15 protein-coding genes are annotated in these 17812 nt (G+C 45.7%); 14 read left to right on the forward strand and 1 reads right to left on the reverse strand.

The genetic code is table 11. The annotated features are described in order from the left end of the window. Window positions 1-93 precede the first annotated feature (93 nt). The 5 genes from V6669_RS00815 to V6669_RS00835 all read left to right on the forward strand — a co-directional run bounded on the left by V6669_RS00815 (window position 94) and on the right by V6669_RS00835 (window position 6669). Entirely contained in the window at window positions 94-1680 is a 1587-nt protein-coding gene (locus tag V6669_RS00815) for an extracellular solute-binding protein (protein ID WP_338589877.1), read from the forward strand. A gap of 131 nt (window positions 1681-1811) precedes the next feature. Beyond that, window positions 1812-2711, forward strand: coding sequence for an ABC transporter permease subunit (locus V6669_RS00820; RefSeq protein WP_062837760.1), 900 nt, complete (start codon window positions 1812-1814; stop codon window positions 2709-2711). Between the two features lie 70 nt (window positions 2712-2781). Further along, entirely contained in the window at window positions 2782-3654 is an 873-nt protein-coding gene (locus V6669_RS00825) for a carbohydrate ABC transporter permease (protein WP_338589882.1), read from the forward strand. A gap of 57 nt (window positions 3655-3711) precedes the next feature. Continuing rightward, window positions 3712-4662 carry a TIM barrel protein gene (locus tag V6669_RS00830; protein ID WP_338589884.1) on the forward strand — a complete coding sequence of 317 codons (951 nt, stop codon included), beginning with the start codon at window positions 3712-3714 and terminating at the stop codon, window positions 4660-4662. A 255-nt stretch (window positions 4663-4917) separates the two neighbouring features. Further along, window positions 4918-6669, forward strand: a complete 1752-nt coding sequence (locus tag V6669_RS00835; RefSeq protein ID WP_338589886.1) for a hypothetical protein — start codon at window positions 4918-4920, stop codon at window positions 6667-6669. Window positions 6670-6807: 138 nt separating this feature from the next. Here the strand turns inward: V6669_RS00835 and V6669_RS00840 are convergent, their stop codons facing one another. Further along, window positions 6808-7260: a hypothetical protein gene (locus V6669_RS00840; protein WP_338589888.1), complete on the reverse strand. Its 453-nt coding sequence runs from the start codon at window positions 7258-7260 to the stop codon at window positions 6808-6810. Between the two features lie 473 nt (window positions 7261-7733). On the opposite strand from V6669_RS00840, the gene V6669_RS00845 reads away from it, so the two are divergent. The 9 genes from V6669_RS00845 (at window position 7734) to V6669_RS00885 (ending at window position 17529) form a co-directional block, all read left to right on the forward strand. Further along, the gene (locus V6669_RS00845) at window positions 7734-9467 is read left to right on the forward strand and encodes a tetratricopeptide repeat protein (protein WP_338589890.1); all 1734 of its coding nucleotides are present in this window, start codon (window positions 7734-7736) and stop codon (window positions 9465-9467) included. A gap of 171 nt (window positions 9468-9638) precedes the next feature. Then, window positions 9639-10598, forward strand: coding sequence for a thioredoxin-disulfide reductase (gene trxB, locus V6669_RS00850; protein ID WP_036674745.1), 960 nt, complete (start codon window positions 9639-9641; stop codon window positions 10596-10598). Window positions 10599-10760: 162 nt separating this feature from the next. After that, window positions 10761-11792, forward strand: a complete 1032-nt coding sequence (locus tag V6669_RS00855; protein WP_338594798.1) for an AI-2E family transporter — start codon at window positions 10761-10763, stop codon at window positions 11790-11792. A gap of 455 nt (window positions 11793-12247) precedes the next feature. Then, window positions 12248-13198 carry an ROK family glucokinase gene (locus V6669_RS00860; RefSeq protein WP_017691252.1) on the forward strand — a complete coding sequence of 317 codons (951 nt, stop codon included), beginning with the start codon at window positions 12248-12250 and terminating at the stop codon, window positions 13196-13198. 51 nt (window positions 13199-13249) lie between these two features. Continuing rightward, entirely contained in the window at window positions 13250-14149 is a 900-nt protein-coding gene (rapZ, locus tag V6669_RS00865) for an RNase adapter RapZ (RefSeq protein ID WP_047841457.1), read from the forward strand. Window positions 14150-14162: 13 nt separating this feature from the next. Further along, window positions 14163-15149 carry a YvcK family protein gene (locus tag V6669_RS00870; protein WP_017691250.1) on the forward strand — a complete coding sequence of 329 codons (987 nt, stop codon included), beginning with the start codon at window positions 14163-14165 and terminating at the stop codon, window positions 15147-15149. A 6-nt stretch (window positions 15150-15155) separates the two neighbouring features. Further along, entirely contained in the window at window positions 15156-16094 is a 939-nt protein-coding gene (whiA, locus tag V6669_RS00875; protein ID WP_091038642.1) for a DNA-binding protein WhiA, read from the forward strand. Between the two features lie 256 nt (window positions 16095-16350). Further along, complete coding sequence (locus tag V6669_RS00880) at window positions 16351-16620, forward strand: HPr family phosphocarrier protein (protein WP_017691248.1); 270 nt, start codon at window positions 16351-16353, stop codon at window positions 16618-16620. A gap of 156 nt (window positions 16621-16776) precedes the next feature. Further along, window positions 16777-17529: an SIMPL domain-containing protein gene (locus V6669_RS00885; RefSeq protein WP_074092967.1), complete on the forward strand. Its 753-nt coding sequence runs from the start codon at window positions 16777-16779 to the stop codon at window positions 17527-17529. Window positions 17530-17812: the final 283 nt, after the last annotated feature.

Here is a 17812-nt window from a genome sequence, read left to right on the forward strand (position 1 = left end):
CTTCCGAAACTGGTTTATTGCTAGAGTTCCGAAAGATGTGGAATACTCGGAGCAAGCCTTAAACATTCACGCAAAGTAAAAGGGGATGACTAAATGACGAGAACAACAACCACAGGGAAAACGAAGAAATGGGTAGGTTTGGCGCTTACGATGATAATGGGAGTTTCGTTGCTGGCAGGATGTTCTTCACCATCCAATCAAGAGTCTGAAGGTGGGGCAACAACTAATGGTGAGCGTGTTACTTTGAAAGTGGAGGTTTTTGATCGTGGTAACAGTCCTTCTCCACATACGATCACGAACAACTACTTAACTAAATTTGTTCAAGAGAAATTCGGCGATCCGAATAACATTGATGTGCAATTCGTACCTGTTCAACGTTCAGAAGAAACAACCAAGCTCAACGTTTTAATGGCCAGCCCTAGCGACGTTCCAGATATTGTGTTTGTATACGACTCCAGTGTGTTCTACCGTTATGCTCAGCAAGGTGGGCTAACTGAGGTGGGTGAACTCCTTAATGAACATGCACCTAACTTAAAAGAATATCTCGGCGAAGACCTGTTGAAATTCGGTCAGCTGGAAGGTCAGCAATTCGCTATTCCGGGTAAACGTGCCATTACGGCTCGTTACAACTCATATATCCGCCAGGATTGGCTCGATAAAGTCGGCATGAATGCTCCAACAACAACGGATGAGCTGTACGAAACGTTGAAAGCATTCAAAGAGAAAGATCCGGGCAATCTGGGCAGCAAAAACATCCCAATGGGTATGGCACTTGCCCCAGCGCAGTACGAAACATTGATCTACTCCTTTATTAAACCCGTACAAGATGGGCTTACGTACAGTCAGCGTTACGAGCTACCATTGCATGATGGCTTCAAAGATGCGATGCAGTTCCTTAACAAGCTCTACAATGAAGGTCTGATCAGCAAAGACTTCAGTCTTGATGAAGAAAAAACGCAATTGGTCAAAGACTTCCAGAACGGTAATATTGGCTACATGTCTGAGGACGTAGGTCAGATTCTGTATGCAGATGGTATGCTTGATAATTTGTCCAAAAATGTACCAGATAGCAAAGTTGTAGCAGTTGACGCTTACACCAATGCGAATGTGGACAACAAACACATCAAATCACGTTATGGTAGCAACGGTATGTACATCATGATTCCAAAAAGCAGCAAACGTTCGGTTGAAGCTGTGAAATACCTAGACTGGATGGCTTCTGGAACGAACTTGCTGGAGATGAACACCGGTGTCGAAGGTGAAAATTACGATAAGGTTGATGGTGTTCCAGTTGTTAAAGATGATGCACCACAGGATGTCAAAGATCGTGTCTACAACGGTGGTGACATGGCCATCATTGCCAACGGTAAAGTAGTTGGAGATCAGGCAGCCAATGAAGCCGCATGGATTGCAGGCTTCCCAGAGCGTAACCAAGAGCTAATGAGACAGTCCATTGATATCGCTAATACGGATACGATCGGACCGGTTATCTTCAGCAAACCAATCGAAGCAGAATCTAAATATGGTACAGCGCTAAATGATAAGTTGAAAGTGCTTATTGTGAAAACTGCGATGGCCAAACCGGCAGACTTCGAAGCGGTATATGAAAAAGAAATGAATGATTTCATGTCACTGGGTGGTACAGAACTGAAGAAAGAGCTTGAAGCAGCACTTCAGTAAGCGTTATCTAATAAACAGGTTCATCTTGTGATTACTAAATCAATATGTAATTTACCGCATAACTTTGGAAGAAACGTGTGCCGCCGGTATGGGCGGCACAGCCGTTTCTCTGTTGATAGGAGGAAACCGACTTGACCATCACATACTTGAAAAGGTATTGGCAATTATATGCGCTCATCTCACTGCCTCTGATCTACTTCTTGATCTTTCGTTACGGCCCAATGTACGGGGTTCAGATCGCTTTTAAGGATTTCAACTTGTTTCAGGGCATCAACGGGAGTGAGTGGATCGGTTTCGATGCTTTCCGTGAAGTATTTGGAATGCGGGACTTCTACACCACATTACGAAATACCTTCATGCTAAATTTCCTAGACCTGCTTGTTTCGTTCCCTGCTCCAATTATATTGGCCATCATGCTCTATGAAGTTCGATTTAAATGGTTTAAAAAAATATCGCAAACGATTCTGTATATTCCTCACTTTATCTCCTGGGTTATTATCGGGGGAATTGTATACCAATTGTTCGGCAATCAATCCGGTATGGTTAACGGTGTGCTGGAGAGTATGGGCTTAAATTCAATACCATTTTTGACAGAGAAAAACCCATGGCTTGTGACGTACCTGTTCACAGGTGTCTGGCAGAGTGCAGGATGGGGTACCATTCTTTATTTGGCGGCATTAACCGGTGTGAACAAGGAATTGTTTGAGGCTGCCGAGATTGACGGAGCTTCAAGACTGAAGAGAATCTGGCATATTACGTTGCCAAGTATTAAACCAACCATTGTGACCTTGCTCATTCTTAATCTCGGACATATGGTCAGCATCGGTTTTGATCGGCCTTATATTATCGGTAACACAGCCGTGCGTGAATATTCCGATGTACTCAGTACCTTTGTATACAGAGTTGGTCTTGAATCAGGACAATACACGCTTGCAACTGTTGTAGGACTATTCCAGGCTGTTGTAGGGCTAATCTTTGTACTCGGCTCTAACTATATTTCAAAAAAGGCAACCGGCGAAGGCATTTTATAAGTTATCAAAGCATGAAAGATACGCCAATCGGCTTGTATGTATAGACCATCAGTAAAGGAGCTGTGCGCATATGAGTGAACGCACCTCAAATCGGATTTTTGATATCGTTAATATCTCCTTTATCAGTTTATTTGTTATATTCTGTCTGGCTCCATTTTTGCACACCATTGCGATATCTCTAAGTTCTAACCGGGCTATTACTTCGGGAGAAGTGACCATTTTTCCTAAAGAATTTAACTGGGATTCGTATATTCAGGTATTTTCTGATCAATCCATGCTATATTCACTGGGCTTTACGACTGTTCTGACAGTGGTAACCACAGTGCTGTGCATGTTATTCACACTTGCTGCTGCATACCCGTTAACCAAGAAAAAATTGAAAGGGCGCAAGCTTTTCATGTATGTCATCATCATTACGATGTTCTTCAGTGGCGGGATGATTCCCGAGTATTTGCTCATACGTGATCTCAACATGCTTAATTCAGTCTGGGCACTGATCTTACCGGGACTGGTAAGTCCGTTTAACCTGATTATCCTGATCTCATTCTTCAGAGGCATTCCTGAAAGTCTGGAAGAATCAGCAGAAATTGACGGCAGCTCACATGTACACACGCTATTCAAAATCATACTGCCATTATCCATGCCTGTACTTGCCACATTAGCGTTATTCTATGCGGTTGGTCGCTGGAATGGATTCCAGGATTCACTGTTGTATATTAATGATCCCAAGTTGTATCCACTTCAACTGAAGCTCTTCCAAATGGTTCAAAACAACATGGTGAGTGAGCTTACATTGATGGAAGGTGCTAACCGCACACAACTGACTCCGGAAAGTCTCAAGGCAGCCACAGTTGTATTCGCAACTGTACCTATTCTGCTTGTCTATCCATGGCTGCAAAAGTATTTTGTCAGCGGTGCCATGCTGGGAGCGGTTAAAGGATAACTTCGTAGTTCCCATACACGCAAAACATCACAATTGGGGAAGGAGAAGGAACGTAATATGCAGCGAAGAGATAAGGGAGAATACTCGTTCTCCACATGCTGGAATATTCGAAAACATGATGTCGGGGAAGATATGATACGGGAGATTGCGGATCTCGGCTTTCGTCGGGTGGAGCTCAATTATAATGTGACGAAGGAGATGCTCACGACGATTGAGCCCATGATTGAGCGTGGAGAGATCGGAATTTCTAGTGTCCACAACACTTTTCCACATGACCCTGATCCAGACTACGGTACGGATTCCATCTTGCTCGGCTTCGAAGATGAAGTGAAACGTAAGCGGGCGATCGAATTGCTGGTAGAGTCGGCTGAATATGCTCAGCGTTATGGGGGAGAAGCTGTTGTTGTGCACCCCGGAGAGGTACCTTTTCCTGAGGATATCAGCAAAGACCTTGGAAAGATCTATAAAGAGGAAGGTCCGGATTCACCAAAGTATCGCAGCAAATGGGCTGAATTGATGGAGCAGCGGGAAGCCCTCAGTTCAGGGTATGTGGAGAAAATTATCGCCAGTCTGGATGAGGTATGCAATCGGGCGGCAGCTAAAGGTCTGGATGTTCGTTTTGGTATCGAGACGAGATCCCGACCACAACAGATTCCTACCCTTGCCGAAGCCAAGACCATCATCACGGCCCTCAAAGGGGCTCCGGTTGGTATCTGGTACGATACCGGTCATGCCATCATGATGGACCGAATGGGCCTTTATGACAGTGTGGGAGAAATGCAAGGCCTGATGGATGATATCGTTGGGGTCCATATCCATGAGACACTCGGTCTCTCTGATCACTGGTGCCCGTATGTACACAGTAAGGATATGAACTTCTATGATGCCTATCTGCCGATGATTCGCCGCGCACAGGTGAAGGTGTACGAGTTGAAGTCTGCCTGTAAGGCAGAAGAGATCCATGAGAGTCATGACTTGCTTATGAAGAAGCTTGGAGTGACAGAGTAGGCGCGGTGATGTGGGGAACAGTTGGCGTGTTCACAGCATGTGTTTAACGACTGTTTTCTCAGTGACGGAGACCCATAAATATGTAGTAAAACAAGCACAGATTTTCTAGCGACTTTTGTAGAAATATGATATATACTGACGAGAAAAATGAACTCACCTACGGGCGATATGAGTAAGCTTCCGGTCTGAATTGATGGCACTGAAGTAACTTACTCCGCACATCGGGAGAATGCATTGGTATGGAGGGGACTGCACATGTACAAACAACTGGTGGACAGTAATGACAGAGCGGTAGAAAGAGGCATATCCCGGCAGATGCTTGACCCGGAAAGCCGTTACTATGGAGGGACAATTGATCCCTTCACAGGTGTTGCCTGGGTCAACCATACGACTGGAACGCCCACGGATATGTGTTACTGGGGAGCTGCGCTCTCCAATCCGGACTCCATCTATTACCGGGATGAGGCGTTGTTAAATCGACTGCTGTTAGCTACGGAATTTGTACTTCGCTTCCAGCATGAAGAAGGTTCAATATCGCCAGGCTGGACCAATTACCATTCCCCTCCCGATACTGCTTTTGTCGTTGTGGGGTACTCACAGTTGTATCAGCTTCTTCTGCAGCAGCAATGGAAGCCACTGCAACCTGTACTAAACAATATGAGGCTCTTTCTGGAACGCACGATTCCGACCATGCTTACGGGAGGTTGTCATACGCCCAATCATCGCTGGGTGCTATGCGCGGCGCTTGGTTTCTTGCATGAACTATTTGACCTGGAGGAAGCTGTGCAGCGCGCAGAGCAGTGGATGAATGAAGGCATGGATATTACACCCGATGGGGAGTGGACAGAACGGAGCAATGGGATATACAGCGCAGTTAGCGACATCATGTTAATTCATGCTGCACGCCTGCTCAATCGTCCTGAACTGCTGGAACCGGTGAGGCTTAATCTCCGCATGATGGTGTATCTGGTCCATCCTACGGGTGAAATTGTTACAGACTATTCAGGGCGACAGGATCTGGGCAGTGTTCACGATCTGTCACCTTACTACCTACCTTATGCCATTTTGGCGCGGCTGGATGGTGATCCACTCTTTGCTGGTATGGCAGCTTGGGCGGGAGATACACTGACAGATCCGGGTGTGTGCTCGGTGAATACGCTCATTCGATTAATGCTTGAGCCGGAGCTTCAGCAGACAAATGACGCAAGTGATTCATTACCGGAACAGTATGAGGTCATGCTGAATGAACATTTTGTACGGGGAGAATATCTGGAGCAGATGGACGCAGTAGGGCATCACGGACGTATCTCGCACAGTCGGATGCATACGGACTTTGGTGCTCCCGTAGCCCGAATTCGGGATGGAGCTACTAGCGTGACAGTGATGACAGAAGTTCCTTCTTTCTTCGCTCTTCGTCATGGCAAGGTGCGCCTGCTGGCTGTGCAACTGGCCTCTTACTTTAATCCAGGGTATGTACCTATGCAGCAAATGACGAGGCTGTCCGAAGGGTATCGTCTGACTGGTGAGCAGAAAAAAGGCTACTACGGTCCAGTTCCTGCAAACCTGTTACCGGAATCAGCAGCATCAGCCATCAGTCCATGGTATTTGTTACCTCATCAGAGTCGTCAGCTTACTCATGAGCAGACCTTCCGTGTAGGGGCAGAATTACAGCCAACGGAAAACGGATGGAACATGCATCTATCAGGGCAGGAGCCGGAAGACATTATGATGCAACTATCCTTTGTATTCGGAAGCGAAGGTGAACTGACCTGTGAGGACGCAATTGAAACGAGTGAGGGTCACTACTTGTGGAAAGGCGGTTCATTACGCTATACCTGCGGAGAAGACTGGCTGGAGATTACCGGGGGCGAGCTGGGGCATCTGGCTGCAACAGTGCGGGAGGCAAAATTACCGGACAAGTGCAAGGTTGTGCTGGTCAATTTCATGACACCGTTTGATAAAACCATTCAAATTTCACTTTCTCCTTCGATGGCGTCGAAGATCTAGATTTATTAGATATTTAAGCCATAACAGTTAGAAGACCGAGCCCAAATGCTCGGTCTTCTTTTTTTAGGAATGACTGCAATTAACGTTCTAAAAAGATATTCCCACTGTTAAGCTCAGTCCGTAATATATGGACTATCATCATTTCAGTTGCTCTAACGCAGTTTCTATTGGTTTAGTGAACAGAGGATTATCTTTAGTTTGGCTCCAGTAAACGATAAGAACTTTTCTTTTCTCATATAGAAAAGGGAACGTTGTAAAATGGGCACTTTCCATGTGTTTGTTGAATTCTTTTGTTCCGTTGATGCGATCTTTATCAGAATCGAAAATATAAAAATGTATAAATTCAGGGTTGTACGGATCTTCTTGCCCTGGCGTTTCAACGGAGTACACCTCAGGTACAACATCATTTAGTTTCAAAGGATACCCGGTGATACCAAAGGACACTAAATCCAGTTCTTGAGACTCGAGCTCTCTCAGTACATCATCTAATGTGAACTTATTTTCTATGTTTTCTATATCTTTTGAACATCCATTCAAAGCAAACAAGCATATTAAGATGAATACAATTGGTTTTATTTTCGAGATCATCAATATAACATCCTCCTAAATAGTAATGATGCCGCCTTTATTTTTATAATTAGATACGCAAATCATAAGGTTGAGGGTCAGAGCCAATACAGGTTGTTTGATTTAATTTAATGGAGATAAACTACTAAAAAGGACAATAAGGATAATAATACCATAAACTACACTCATCTCATCATAACCGAACCGATGCGATCCGATCCGATCCGAATCCAGTTAGACGTCGCGTATCCGACAGGGATGGACTAATGCAATACTGCAAAGAAATCCTGTGACAAGCGAGTGCAGGAGCCTCTAGGAAAAGACGGGTTTCCTTTGAATAAACAACGCTCTAAGGTGATAGGTTTCCGCAAAATGGAATATCACCTTCTTTTGCATTTTTTTCATAAACGACATGAAACTACATATTGAGAAGTGGGCCTTAAGATGTGGTATACTGAAGAGTATGAATGAAATGCAAAGAGGAGGTGCCTTGGAAGATGAAGGGCAAGCTAGTGCGGGCTGAGGGACACCTTGCCAATATTATACCGATTCACTTGGATGCTTCTTTCTTTTTTGAAAGAGCTGTCCGCTCGCTGGACCGTAATCATGTTGACAAGGCATTAAAATATTTTCGCAAAGCTGTTGAATACGAACCGGAAAATCCGGTAAATCATTGTAATATGGCGGGTATATTATCGGAGAAGGGGGATTACGAAGCCTCCAATGCCATTCTGGCTAACGTGCTGGAAGTGGTAGATCCGTCGATGACGGAATGTTATTTCTATATGGCGAACAATTATGCAAATATGGATCGGTTTGAGGAAGCCGAGCAAGCACTTGTTACCTATCTGGAGGAGGACACCCAAGGTCAGTTCATGACGGAAGCCGAAGAGATGATGGAGCTTCTGTATTATGAGCTGGATCGTCCGACCAAACTGAATCGAATCAAATCACGCAAAGGTGTAGTGGAGCACGATCAGGCACGGGAACTGTTGGAAGAAGGGAAATTTGCACAGGCTGCTGAATTGCTCGAAGGCATGTCTTCTGATTACCCTGATTACTTGGCTGCCCGTAACAATCTGGCACTCGCCTACTATTATATGGGTCTGTTTTCCAAAGCAAAAGAGACTATTGCCGAAGTGCTTGAACAAGAACCAGGTAATCTGCATGCACTCTGTAATCTGGCCATTTTCCATCAAAATGAGAACCGGGCTGATCAGGTTTTGCTTCTGATCAAAAAATTGCGTGTCATCGTGCCATTCCAGCACGAACAAGTCTACAAACTGGCGACAACGATGGGAATTCTGGGCCAACACGATACGGCTTATGTTCACTTCCGGCGTTTGCTCAAGGACGAAGAGACAGCTGCTGATCCGGCACTTGCTCATTATGCAGCGGTGGCGGCTTATAATACAGAACGTTATGATGCTGCTGAGCGTTTATGGCATCATGTGTCCAAGCTTGATCCGGGTTCCGAAGTATCCCGGTATTATCTGTCAGGTCTTGAGGCTGTAAAACAAGGCGAGCAAGAGCCAGAGAAGCTGAGCTATCACTATCATCTGCCATTTGATGAGCAGTTCAGACAGTGGGAGAACTATGGTAGTGGCATACCTGAAGAAATGAAGAATGATCCACTGATTCGTTCATCGTTCTTCTGGGCATTGCGTCATGGTGATCGGGCAACCAAGCTACAGGTTATTCATGCGCTTGGGATGATCGGTGACTATGAGGTGCAGCAGGCTTTGCAATCCTTTATTGAAGAGCCTGGAGAAGAACAGGATCTGCTTGAGGCAGCACAAACTGTACTGAACGAATTGAAATCGGCTGAACATGAGGATCGGAATTCTCAGGTTGTTCGACCCTTTTCTCCTGTAGCCTTGAAGTCTATTGGGAAGGTTCCATCCACATCAGAGCAATCGGACAGTGGCTCAACCTCCCATTGGCAGGCTGTTGTTGATCGTGCGTTGCAGATGTCTGAAGCAAAGGCTGAGTTGCAGCAAGAGATGGAACGGCTCTGGACGGATTATGTATCCCGGGTACATCCGGAGGTTCCGGGTACGAAGCAGATTGAGGGTTGGGCTGCGGGACTTGAATATTTGGCAGCGAAGAATCACAGTCGGCCCGTTACCTATCAAAGCATTGCTGAGCGGTATGGGATATCAGCATCAACGGTTAGCAAGTATGCTAAACAGATTCATTCGGTTTGTAACAGCAAGCCACCACTAGTATAGAAAGTTCGCTTCAACTCGTTTTCAGAAAGACATCATCAGGTGAAGGATACAACAACCGGGAAAACGGGTAAACTTAACGAATGGGCCTCGTAAACGCCTGTAGGATATCATCTTGGCAAGTTCATCGCTAGTACAACACATTCTCACCTTAATTAAGGAGGCTGTATCTATATGTCTAAATACAGAACGATTGTGATCGGAACGGGACCTGCGGGTCTGACAGCAGCGATATATCTGGCTCGTGCTAATCTGAAACCACTGGTTATCGAAGGTCTTCAGCCGGGTGGTCAATTGACGACGACAACGGAAGTTGAGAATTTCCCCGGTTTCCCGCAAGGTATCATGGGTCCGGAACTGATGGACAACATGCGTAAGCAAGCTGAACGTTTTGGAGCGGAATTTAAAAACGGTTGGGTGGAAGAGGTTGATTTCAGCAAACCGCCCTTCAAGGTCAAAGTTGGAGGAATCGGTGAACTGGAAGCTGAGTCGATCATTATCTCCACAGGTGCTTCCGCTCGTTATCTTGGTATTCCGGGCGAGCAGGAAAATGTGGGACGTGGTGTAAGTACATGCGCGACATGTGACGGCTTCTTCTTCCGAGGCAAAAAAATCGTGGTCGTGGGCGGTGGAGACTCCGCGATGGAGGAGGCGAGTTTCCTGACTCGTTTTGCAACAGACGTGACATTGGTTCACCGCCGGGATGAATTACGTGCATCCAAGATTATGCAGGATCGGGCTCGTAGCAATGAAAAGGTGAAGTGGGCGCTGAACCGTACTCCACTCGAGGTCGTACCTGAAGCGCTGGGTGTCAAAGGGCTGAAGGTGCGCAACAACGAGACGGGGCAGGAAGAGTTGCTCGAAGCAGATGGCGTATTCGTTGCCATTGGTCACACACCGAATACCGGATTCCTGGGTAATGCGATCGCACTGGACGAACATGGCTATGTTGTCGTTAAACCGGGAACAACCGAGACCAATATTCCGGGTGTATTCGCCTGTGGTGATGTTCAGGATACGAAGTATCGTCAAGCCATTACAGCTGCAGGATCCGGATGTATGGCCGCCATGGATTGTGAGAAGTTCCTAGAAGGAAGCATTGTCCATGATTGGAGCGAAACGTTGGATAAATAAGCATTACATGCGTGAGGTTAGGCATATGTTAGGAATAAGAGACAACGGGAAGTCTCATGAAATGAGAGAAGCCGGAAGGCTTCTCTTTTTTTGAAACTACAGTGGGCATGAGTTCGTATACATATGGGGCATATTAGCTGTGAGGTGAAGATTTTGGGGGAAATGATAAAAGATTGGTTACAGAATGCGACAGTGAGACGGTTTTTGATCCTGCTCTTGTTCTGTTTAGTTTTGTTCAGTATGGGGAGTATGCTGCACATGATTCTGCTGTTGTTCCTGGTTACGTATGTCATGAACAGGTTACAGCATTTCATTACAGGTGGTTTGAATCGGTTGTTTCCAATCAACTATAAAGTTGTGGTCATCCTGCTCTATATGATTGTGATCGCAGTCATTGTGCTTGGCATTTCCAGATATTCACCACGGATCGTGGATCAGGTCGTCCAGTTGACAAACGAGATTATGAAATTTCTGGATAGTGCAGACGGTGATAATTTTGCATCCAAAATTGCGGGTTATCTTCAATCCTTCGATATTAAAAATTACACCAATGATGCATTAAAATATATTTTCGCTTTGAGCAAATGGCTGGAGTTTATTCTGCTCGTCATCATTCTGAGTCTGTTCTTCTTGTTGCAGAAGCAGGAGATATCCAAGTTCACGTCCAAGTTCAAAACAAGTAAAATTGGATGGTTCTACAATGAAGTTGCCTATCTGGGAGACAAATTCGTGTCTTCTTTTGGTAAAGTCATTGAGGCACAGCTTCTTATTGCGGTGTTTAATACGGTACTGACGATACTGGGCTTATGGATTCTGGGTTTCCCGTATCTGTTCGCTCTGACCATTCTGGTGTTCATGCTCAGTCTGGTTCCTGTTGCGGGGGTTATCATCTCACTTGTACCGCTCTGTCTGATTGGGTATCAGATGGGTGGACTGAAATTAAGCATTATTGTGATCATCATGATTATTGTTATTCATGCCTTGGAGACGTACTTCCTGAATCCAAAACTGATGGCACACAAGACCAAATTGCCAATGTTCTACACCTTTATCGTACTAATTCTGTCGCAACACTTCCTGGGGATCTGGGGACTGATCATTGGTATTCCGATCTTTGTTTTCCTGCTCGATATTCTGGATGTGAACAAGATGGAAAAGACAGAAGAGCCGGTACGTGTGGAATCGAAGTTATAACTTTAAAAAATCAACTGAGTTTAATTGAGCTCAACCAAGTTAAACAACATCAGATTCTTTTGAAAAAGTAAGGGTGCCTTCCAATTATGGAAGGCGCTTTTTTGTTGGCAAAACCGCCATTAGATAGCTCTCTGCGTGAGAATGACGGGTGGTGGGGTGCATAAGACGAGTCACCTATATGAGGGGACGATGTTGATCTTTTCTGAATGGAACGAGTGTAGATGCAATATCATGAGTTGAGGCTTCCTCTGTTATGGAGGAAGGAATGAAGCGTGCGTTTATAAATGAAGGTAATAAGATTGTATACGTATTCAAAAATGCTATGTGATGTGGTTCACAACCCTAACGGAGCATGTTGTATCGGAGGTCTTATCGTCTTGACCCAGGCGTATCCTTCAATTATAGTTGGTACGTAGGACTTAAACTATTTTAGATAGATAAAGGTGGCTTGCAGCATGTCTGAGAAAATCTACGTTGGGGTCGATCTCGGCGGAACAGCAATCAAGGTCGGTATATGCGATGAACAAGGTCAGCTAATGCATACGTATGAAGGACCGACTGAAGTGGATAAGGGCGTAGACACGGTCATCGCCAACATCGAGAAGTATGTCCGACATATCGTAGCCGAATCACCATACAGTTGGGAACAGCTTGAGGGTGTAGGTGCTGGAGTGGCCGGTTTCACGAATGTACGCGAGGGAATTATCGTTCATGCCCCTAACATTGGATTTCGGAATGTGGCCATTCGTTCGATTCTGGAAGAACGTCTGGGCAAGCCAATCAAAATAGATAACGATGCAAACGTGGCTGCACTGGGTGAAGTATGGGCAGGTGCCGGCAAAGGCGTAGACAACTGCGTATGTTATACACTCGGCACAGGCGTTGGCGGAGGCTTGATCTTGAATGGGAACATCTATCAAGGCTTCTCGGGTATGGCTGGTGAGCTGGGTCATATCAGTGTTGTACCTGACTTGGAGGCCATCAAGTGCGGTTGTGGTAAAATGGGATGTGTAGAAACAGTATCGTCTGCAACAGGAATTATCCGTATGGCGAAGGATGCAGTAGAACGCGGGGATCATACGTCACTGGCACTCGTCGACAAGATTGCAGCCAAAGAAGTATTTGATGCTGCCAAGGCAGGCGATGAAGTGGCACAGCGCATTGTGAATCGTGCGGCCTTTTACCTGGGCAAGTCCATGGCTACTGTAGCAGCTGTCATTAACCCGGAGATGTTCATCATCGGTGGCGGCGTATCCAAAGCGGGCAATTTCTTGTTTGATGAAATCCGTACTGTGTTTGCTAAGCTGACGCCAGAACCGTTGCAAGATGGGGTTCAGATTCTGGAAGCTACACTTGGTAATAATGCAGGTATTGTGGGTGCAGCAGGTCTTCTCTTGCGTTCCTAGTATCCTCGTAACAATATATGAAGACAGCAATATGATAAGGAGGGGACATTTATGCTTGAAGGTGAAGGATCACCAGGCACAGGCGCCACGCTCATTATCATTACGGGCATGTCCGGAGCAGGTAAAACCATTGCAGTACAAAGCCTGGAGGATCTGGGTTTCTTCTGTGTGGATAATCTGCCGCCGGTATTGATTCCGAAATTTGCGGAACTAATTGAACAGTCAAACGGCAAGATTGGTAAGGTTGCATTGGTTATCGATCTGCGCGGGCGTGAATTCTTTACGGCTCTGTCCGAGTCTTTGAACTATATTAAAGATCATTTTACCATTCATTGCGAAATTTTATTCCTGGATGCTACAGATTCTGTACTTGTTCAGCGTTACAAAGAAAGCAGGCGCAGACATCCTTTGGCTCCTGAGGGCATGCCGCTGGACGGCATCCGACTGGAACGCAAGATGTTGGAGGAACTCAAAAACTCTGCGACTCAGGTACTGAATACAAGTACAATGAAGCCTGCTCAACTGAAAGAACGCATCATATCCCGTTTTTCTCATCTGGAAAGCCAAATGCTGTCGGTGAATATTACGTCGTTTGGATTCAAATATGGCATTCCGATTGATGCTGATCTGGTGTTTGATGTACGTTTTTTACCGAATCCGCATTATATTGAGCATTTGCGACCGAATACGGGACAGAATAGTGATGTGTACGAATATGTTATGAAGTGGCCAGAGACACAGGCGTTTCTGACCAAGCTGCTGGATATGCTGCATTTCCTGATTCCGCAATACCGGAAGGAAGGCAAAAGCCAGGTTATTATTGGAATCGGCTGTACCGGAGGCAAGCATCGTTCGGTAGCAATATCGGAATATTTGGGCAAGATGTTGGGAAGCAGCGAGACAGAAGCTGTCACCGTGAGCCATCGCGACGCTGACCGGGACCGTCATTGAAGAGGGTGAAGGGATGAAAGAGGCCGGACCACGAAGAGAACGTCCGAGAATAGTTGTAATGGGCGGCGGAACCGGATTATCCGTGATGTTACGCGGTTTGAAAGAGAAGCCGCTGGATATCACGGCCATCGTCACAGTTGCAGATGACGGTGGAAGTTCAGGCATCCTGCGCAATGAGCTACAGATGCCGCCTCCGGGCGACATTCGCAACGTGCTTACGGCACTGGCTGATGTAGAACCATTGCTTTCAGATATGTTGAAGTACCGTTTCAATACAGGCGCGGGGCTTGCAGGCCACAGCTTGGGAAATTTGATTTTGGCTGCAATGACGGATATTTCGGGCGACTTTGTGACCGCAGTGCGGGAGCTTAGCCGCGTGTTTGCCGTTCGAGGTGAGGTATTGCCAGCAGCCGGGCAGGCCGTTGTGTTGCATGCGGAGATGGAAGATGGGACAATTATTACAGGTGAGTCCAAAATCCCTGAGGCGGGTGGACGCATCAAACGTGTTTTCCTTGAACCGGATCACGTGGAGCCGTTGCCAGAGGCAGTAGAGGCCATTCGTCAAGCTGACGCCATTCTGATCGGGCCAGGCAGCCTCTATACAAGCATCCTTCCCAATCTGCTCGTACCTAAGCTTGCAGAAGCTGTGGTAGAGGCTGATGCGGTGAAGATGTTTATCTGTAATGTGATGACACAGCCGGGAGAAACAGATAACTATACGGTAAGTGACCACCTTAAGGCGGTACACGAGCATATAGGTCATCAGCTCTTCGACTATGTTATCGTAAATAATGGTGACATTCCGCTGCAAGTGCAAAATAAGTATGCGGAAAAAGGAGCAAAACCGGTTGTACTGGATATGAATGTACTCGAAAGTGCCGGTTATCAGGTGGTTGCAGATACCCTTGTTCTGTTCAAAACCTATCTGCGTCATGATGCCGACAAGTTAAGTCATCACATCTACCAACTGGTACAAAATTGGATGTTACGGAAGAGGTGAAGTCCCATGTCGTTTGCAGCACAGACCAAAAAAGAGTTAACCATGATCGAGAGCGAACCGTGCTGCGAAAAGGCGGAACTTTCAGCCCTCATCCGTATGCTTGGTGCAGTGCAGTTATCGAATAAAAAAGTGATCTTGGATATTTCGACGGAGAATGCCGCGATTGCAAGACGGGCATACTCTCTGCTTAAAAAGCATTTTCAAGTGCATACGGAATTACTGGTCCGCAAAAAAATGCGGCTGAAAAAGAACAATGTATATATTGTTCGAATTCCAACCATGGTACAAGAGATTCTCAACAGTCTTCATATTGTATCGGAAGGTTTTCTGTTTACGCCAGGAATTAATACGGAGTTATTTCAGCAGAACTGTTGTAAACGGGCCTATCTTCGCGGTGCATTTCTGGCCGGTGGATCGGTTAATAACCCGGAAGGTTCCTCGTACCATCTGGAGATTGCGTCCATGTATGAAGAGCACTGTCAGGCACTGGTTGACCTGGCCAATGAATTTCATCTGAATGCCCGGTGCATAGAACGGAAAAAAGGATTCATCCTATACATTAAGGAAGGCGAGAAAATCATTGAGCTGCTCAGCATCATTGGTGCTCATCAGGCCTTGTTCAAGTTTGAAGATGTACGAATTATGCGTGATATGCGTAACTCCGTTAACCGGATTGTCAATTGTGAGACCGCCAACCTGAATAAAACGATTGGAGCGGCGGTAAGACAAATCGATAATATTCGGTTGTTACAAAAGGAAGTTGGTCTGGAATCGTTGCCTGAGAAACTTCGCGAGGTGGCGGAGGTTCGACTCGCTCATCCAGATATCAATTTGAAAGAAGTAGGCGAGCTCCTTAAAGGTACAGTTAGCAAGTCGGGAGTGAACCATCGGCTTCGTAAAATTGATGAGCTGGCTGAGAAAGTACGCACAGAACGTTATGGTTAAGACGGAGTAGGGGTAAAGTAACAAGGTCGGCTGTTTCTGCTGAACAGAAAGGCCGGGAAAGTCAACCGTTAAGGACCTAGGGAACTTACTTAGGTCATTGGATGCGCTGTGCAAAAGATGAAATTAGGGCAAGATAATGTCCTCTAAAGCACCCTGAGTTTTTTCTTCTAGTGTCCTGCACGGGTTAATGGTATAATGTTGTATAAATATAATTGTGTATTTAATGTCCAGATTTCATAATAGGGGGTAAGTTTCCATGACAAAGCACCCGGTAGTTGTCCGTTTGAAAACGGGTCTCCATGCCAGACCTGCGGCACTGTTCGTTCAAGAAGCGAATAAGTACTCGTCTGAAGTGTTCGTCGAGAAGGACGACAAAAAAGTTAATGCAAAAAGTATCATGGGGATCATGAGCCTTGCAATTAGCACAGGTACGGAAATCCAGATTAGTGCAGAAGGCGCGGATGCCGAACAGGCTGTAAACGCTTTAGTTAGTCTGGTAAGCAAGGAAGAGCTCGAAAACCAATAAGATATGATCAATCCAATGAAGAAGTCCCGAAAGGGGCTTTTTTGCGTTATTGACGTATTTGCTATCGTCAAGTGCAACATTATGGAATTTGTCCCGTCTGTTAAGGTATCAAATCGATTAAAGTTTGAGATGTTAACACATAAGGAGGCTATCGTGATGGGTAAACAATGGATGAAACCGTTTGGTGCGGTGCTGGTGGCAAGTACGTTGCTTGTTGGAGGAACAGCATGGGTTGCACCAGGTAACTATGCTTACGCTGCAGAGGTTCAGGGAGTACAACAGAATGTGATTAATGTTGTGGGTAAAGGTGAGATTCAGGTGAAGCCTGATATCGCTTATCTGTCCATTGGTGTGAACAGTACTGCAGAGACAGCTGCATCTGCTCAAAAAGCGAATGCTGCCAAAGTTCAAAAGGTATCCAACTTGCTGAAGAATACGTGGAAGATCAGTGCAGACGACATTCAAACGAGTCAGTTCTCTGTACAACCCAACTATACGTATAGCGAAAAAGACGGACAACAAATTAAAGGATACACAGCGCATCATACGCTGACAGTCACATATCGTGAGATGGATAAGATCGGCGAGTTGCTCGATGCTGCTTCGGGGGCTGGTGCCAACAACATTGAAAACGTGCGCTTTACTGTAGAAAATCCGGAAAGTTATGAGTCCCAAGTGATTGAGAAAGCTGTTGCCAATGCAGATGTGAAAGCAGGCGCCATTGCAAAAGCAGTTAAACGTCAACTGGGTGCTGTTCTTTCCGTGAGCCAAGGTGATGCCAATGTGCCTGTGTTCTATGCAAGTGAGGCGCTGATGTCCAAAGCACAAGATACAGCAGGTGGCACTGAGATTGAAACAGGCCAGGTTAAAGTTAGCACAATCCTGAATATCACGTATGAAATGAAATAAACAAGATTGAACTAAGGATTGTAAGCTCAAGTAACCTTTTCAAGGGTCATTTGAAGGGTACAACGAAATGATGACAAAGACTTTGTCCTGTGGACAGAGTCTTTTTTTGTTGGAAAAGCAAACTTTGATGAAGTTAGATAGGAGGGTGCCTTTTTGAAGCAACATGAAATGCTGGTTATTGGTATCTTTTTTGTATAGTTGTTCGTGACAAAAAGGTCATATCCCGTTATATTTTCCGCTTGATATTCATCAACATTGTAACTCGAGCTGTAAACCTTTCCGA

This window comes from Paenibacillus sp. Y5S-9 (genome assembly GCF_036894235.1).
Lineage (GTDB): Bacteria > Bacillota > Bacilli > Paenibacillales > Paenibacillaceae > Paenibacillus.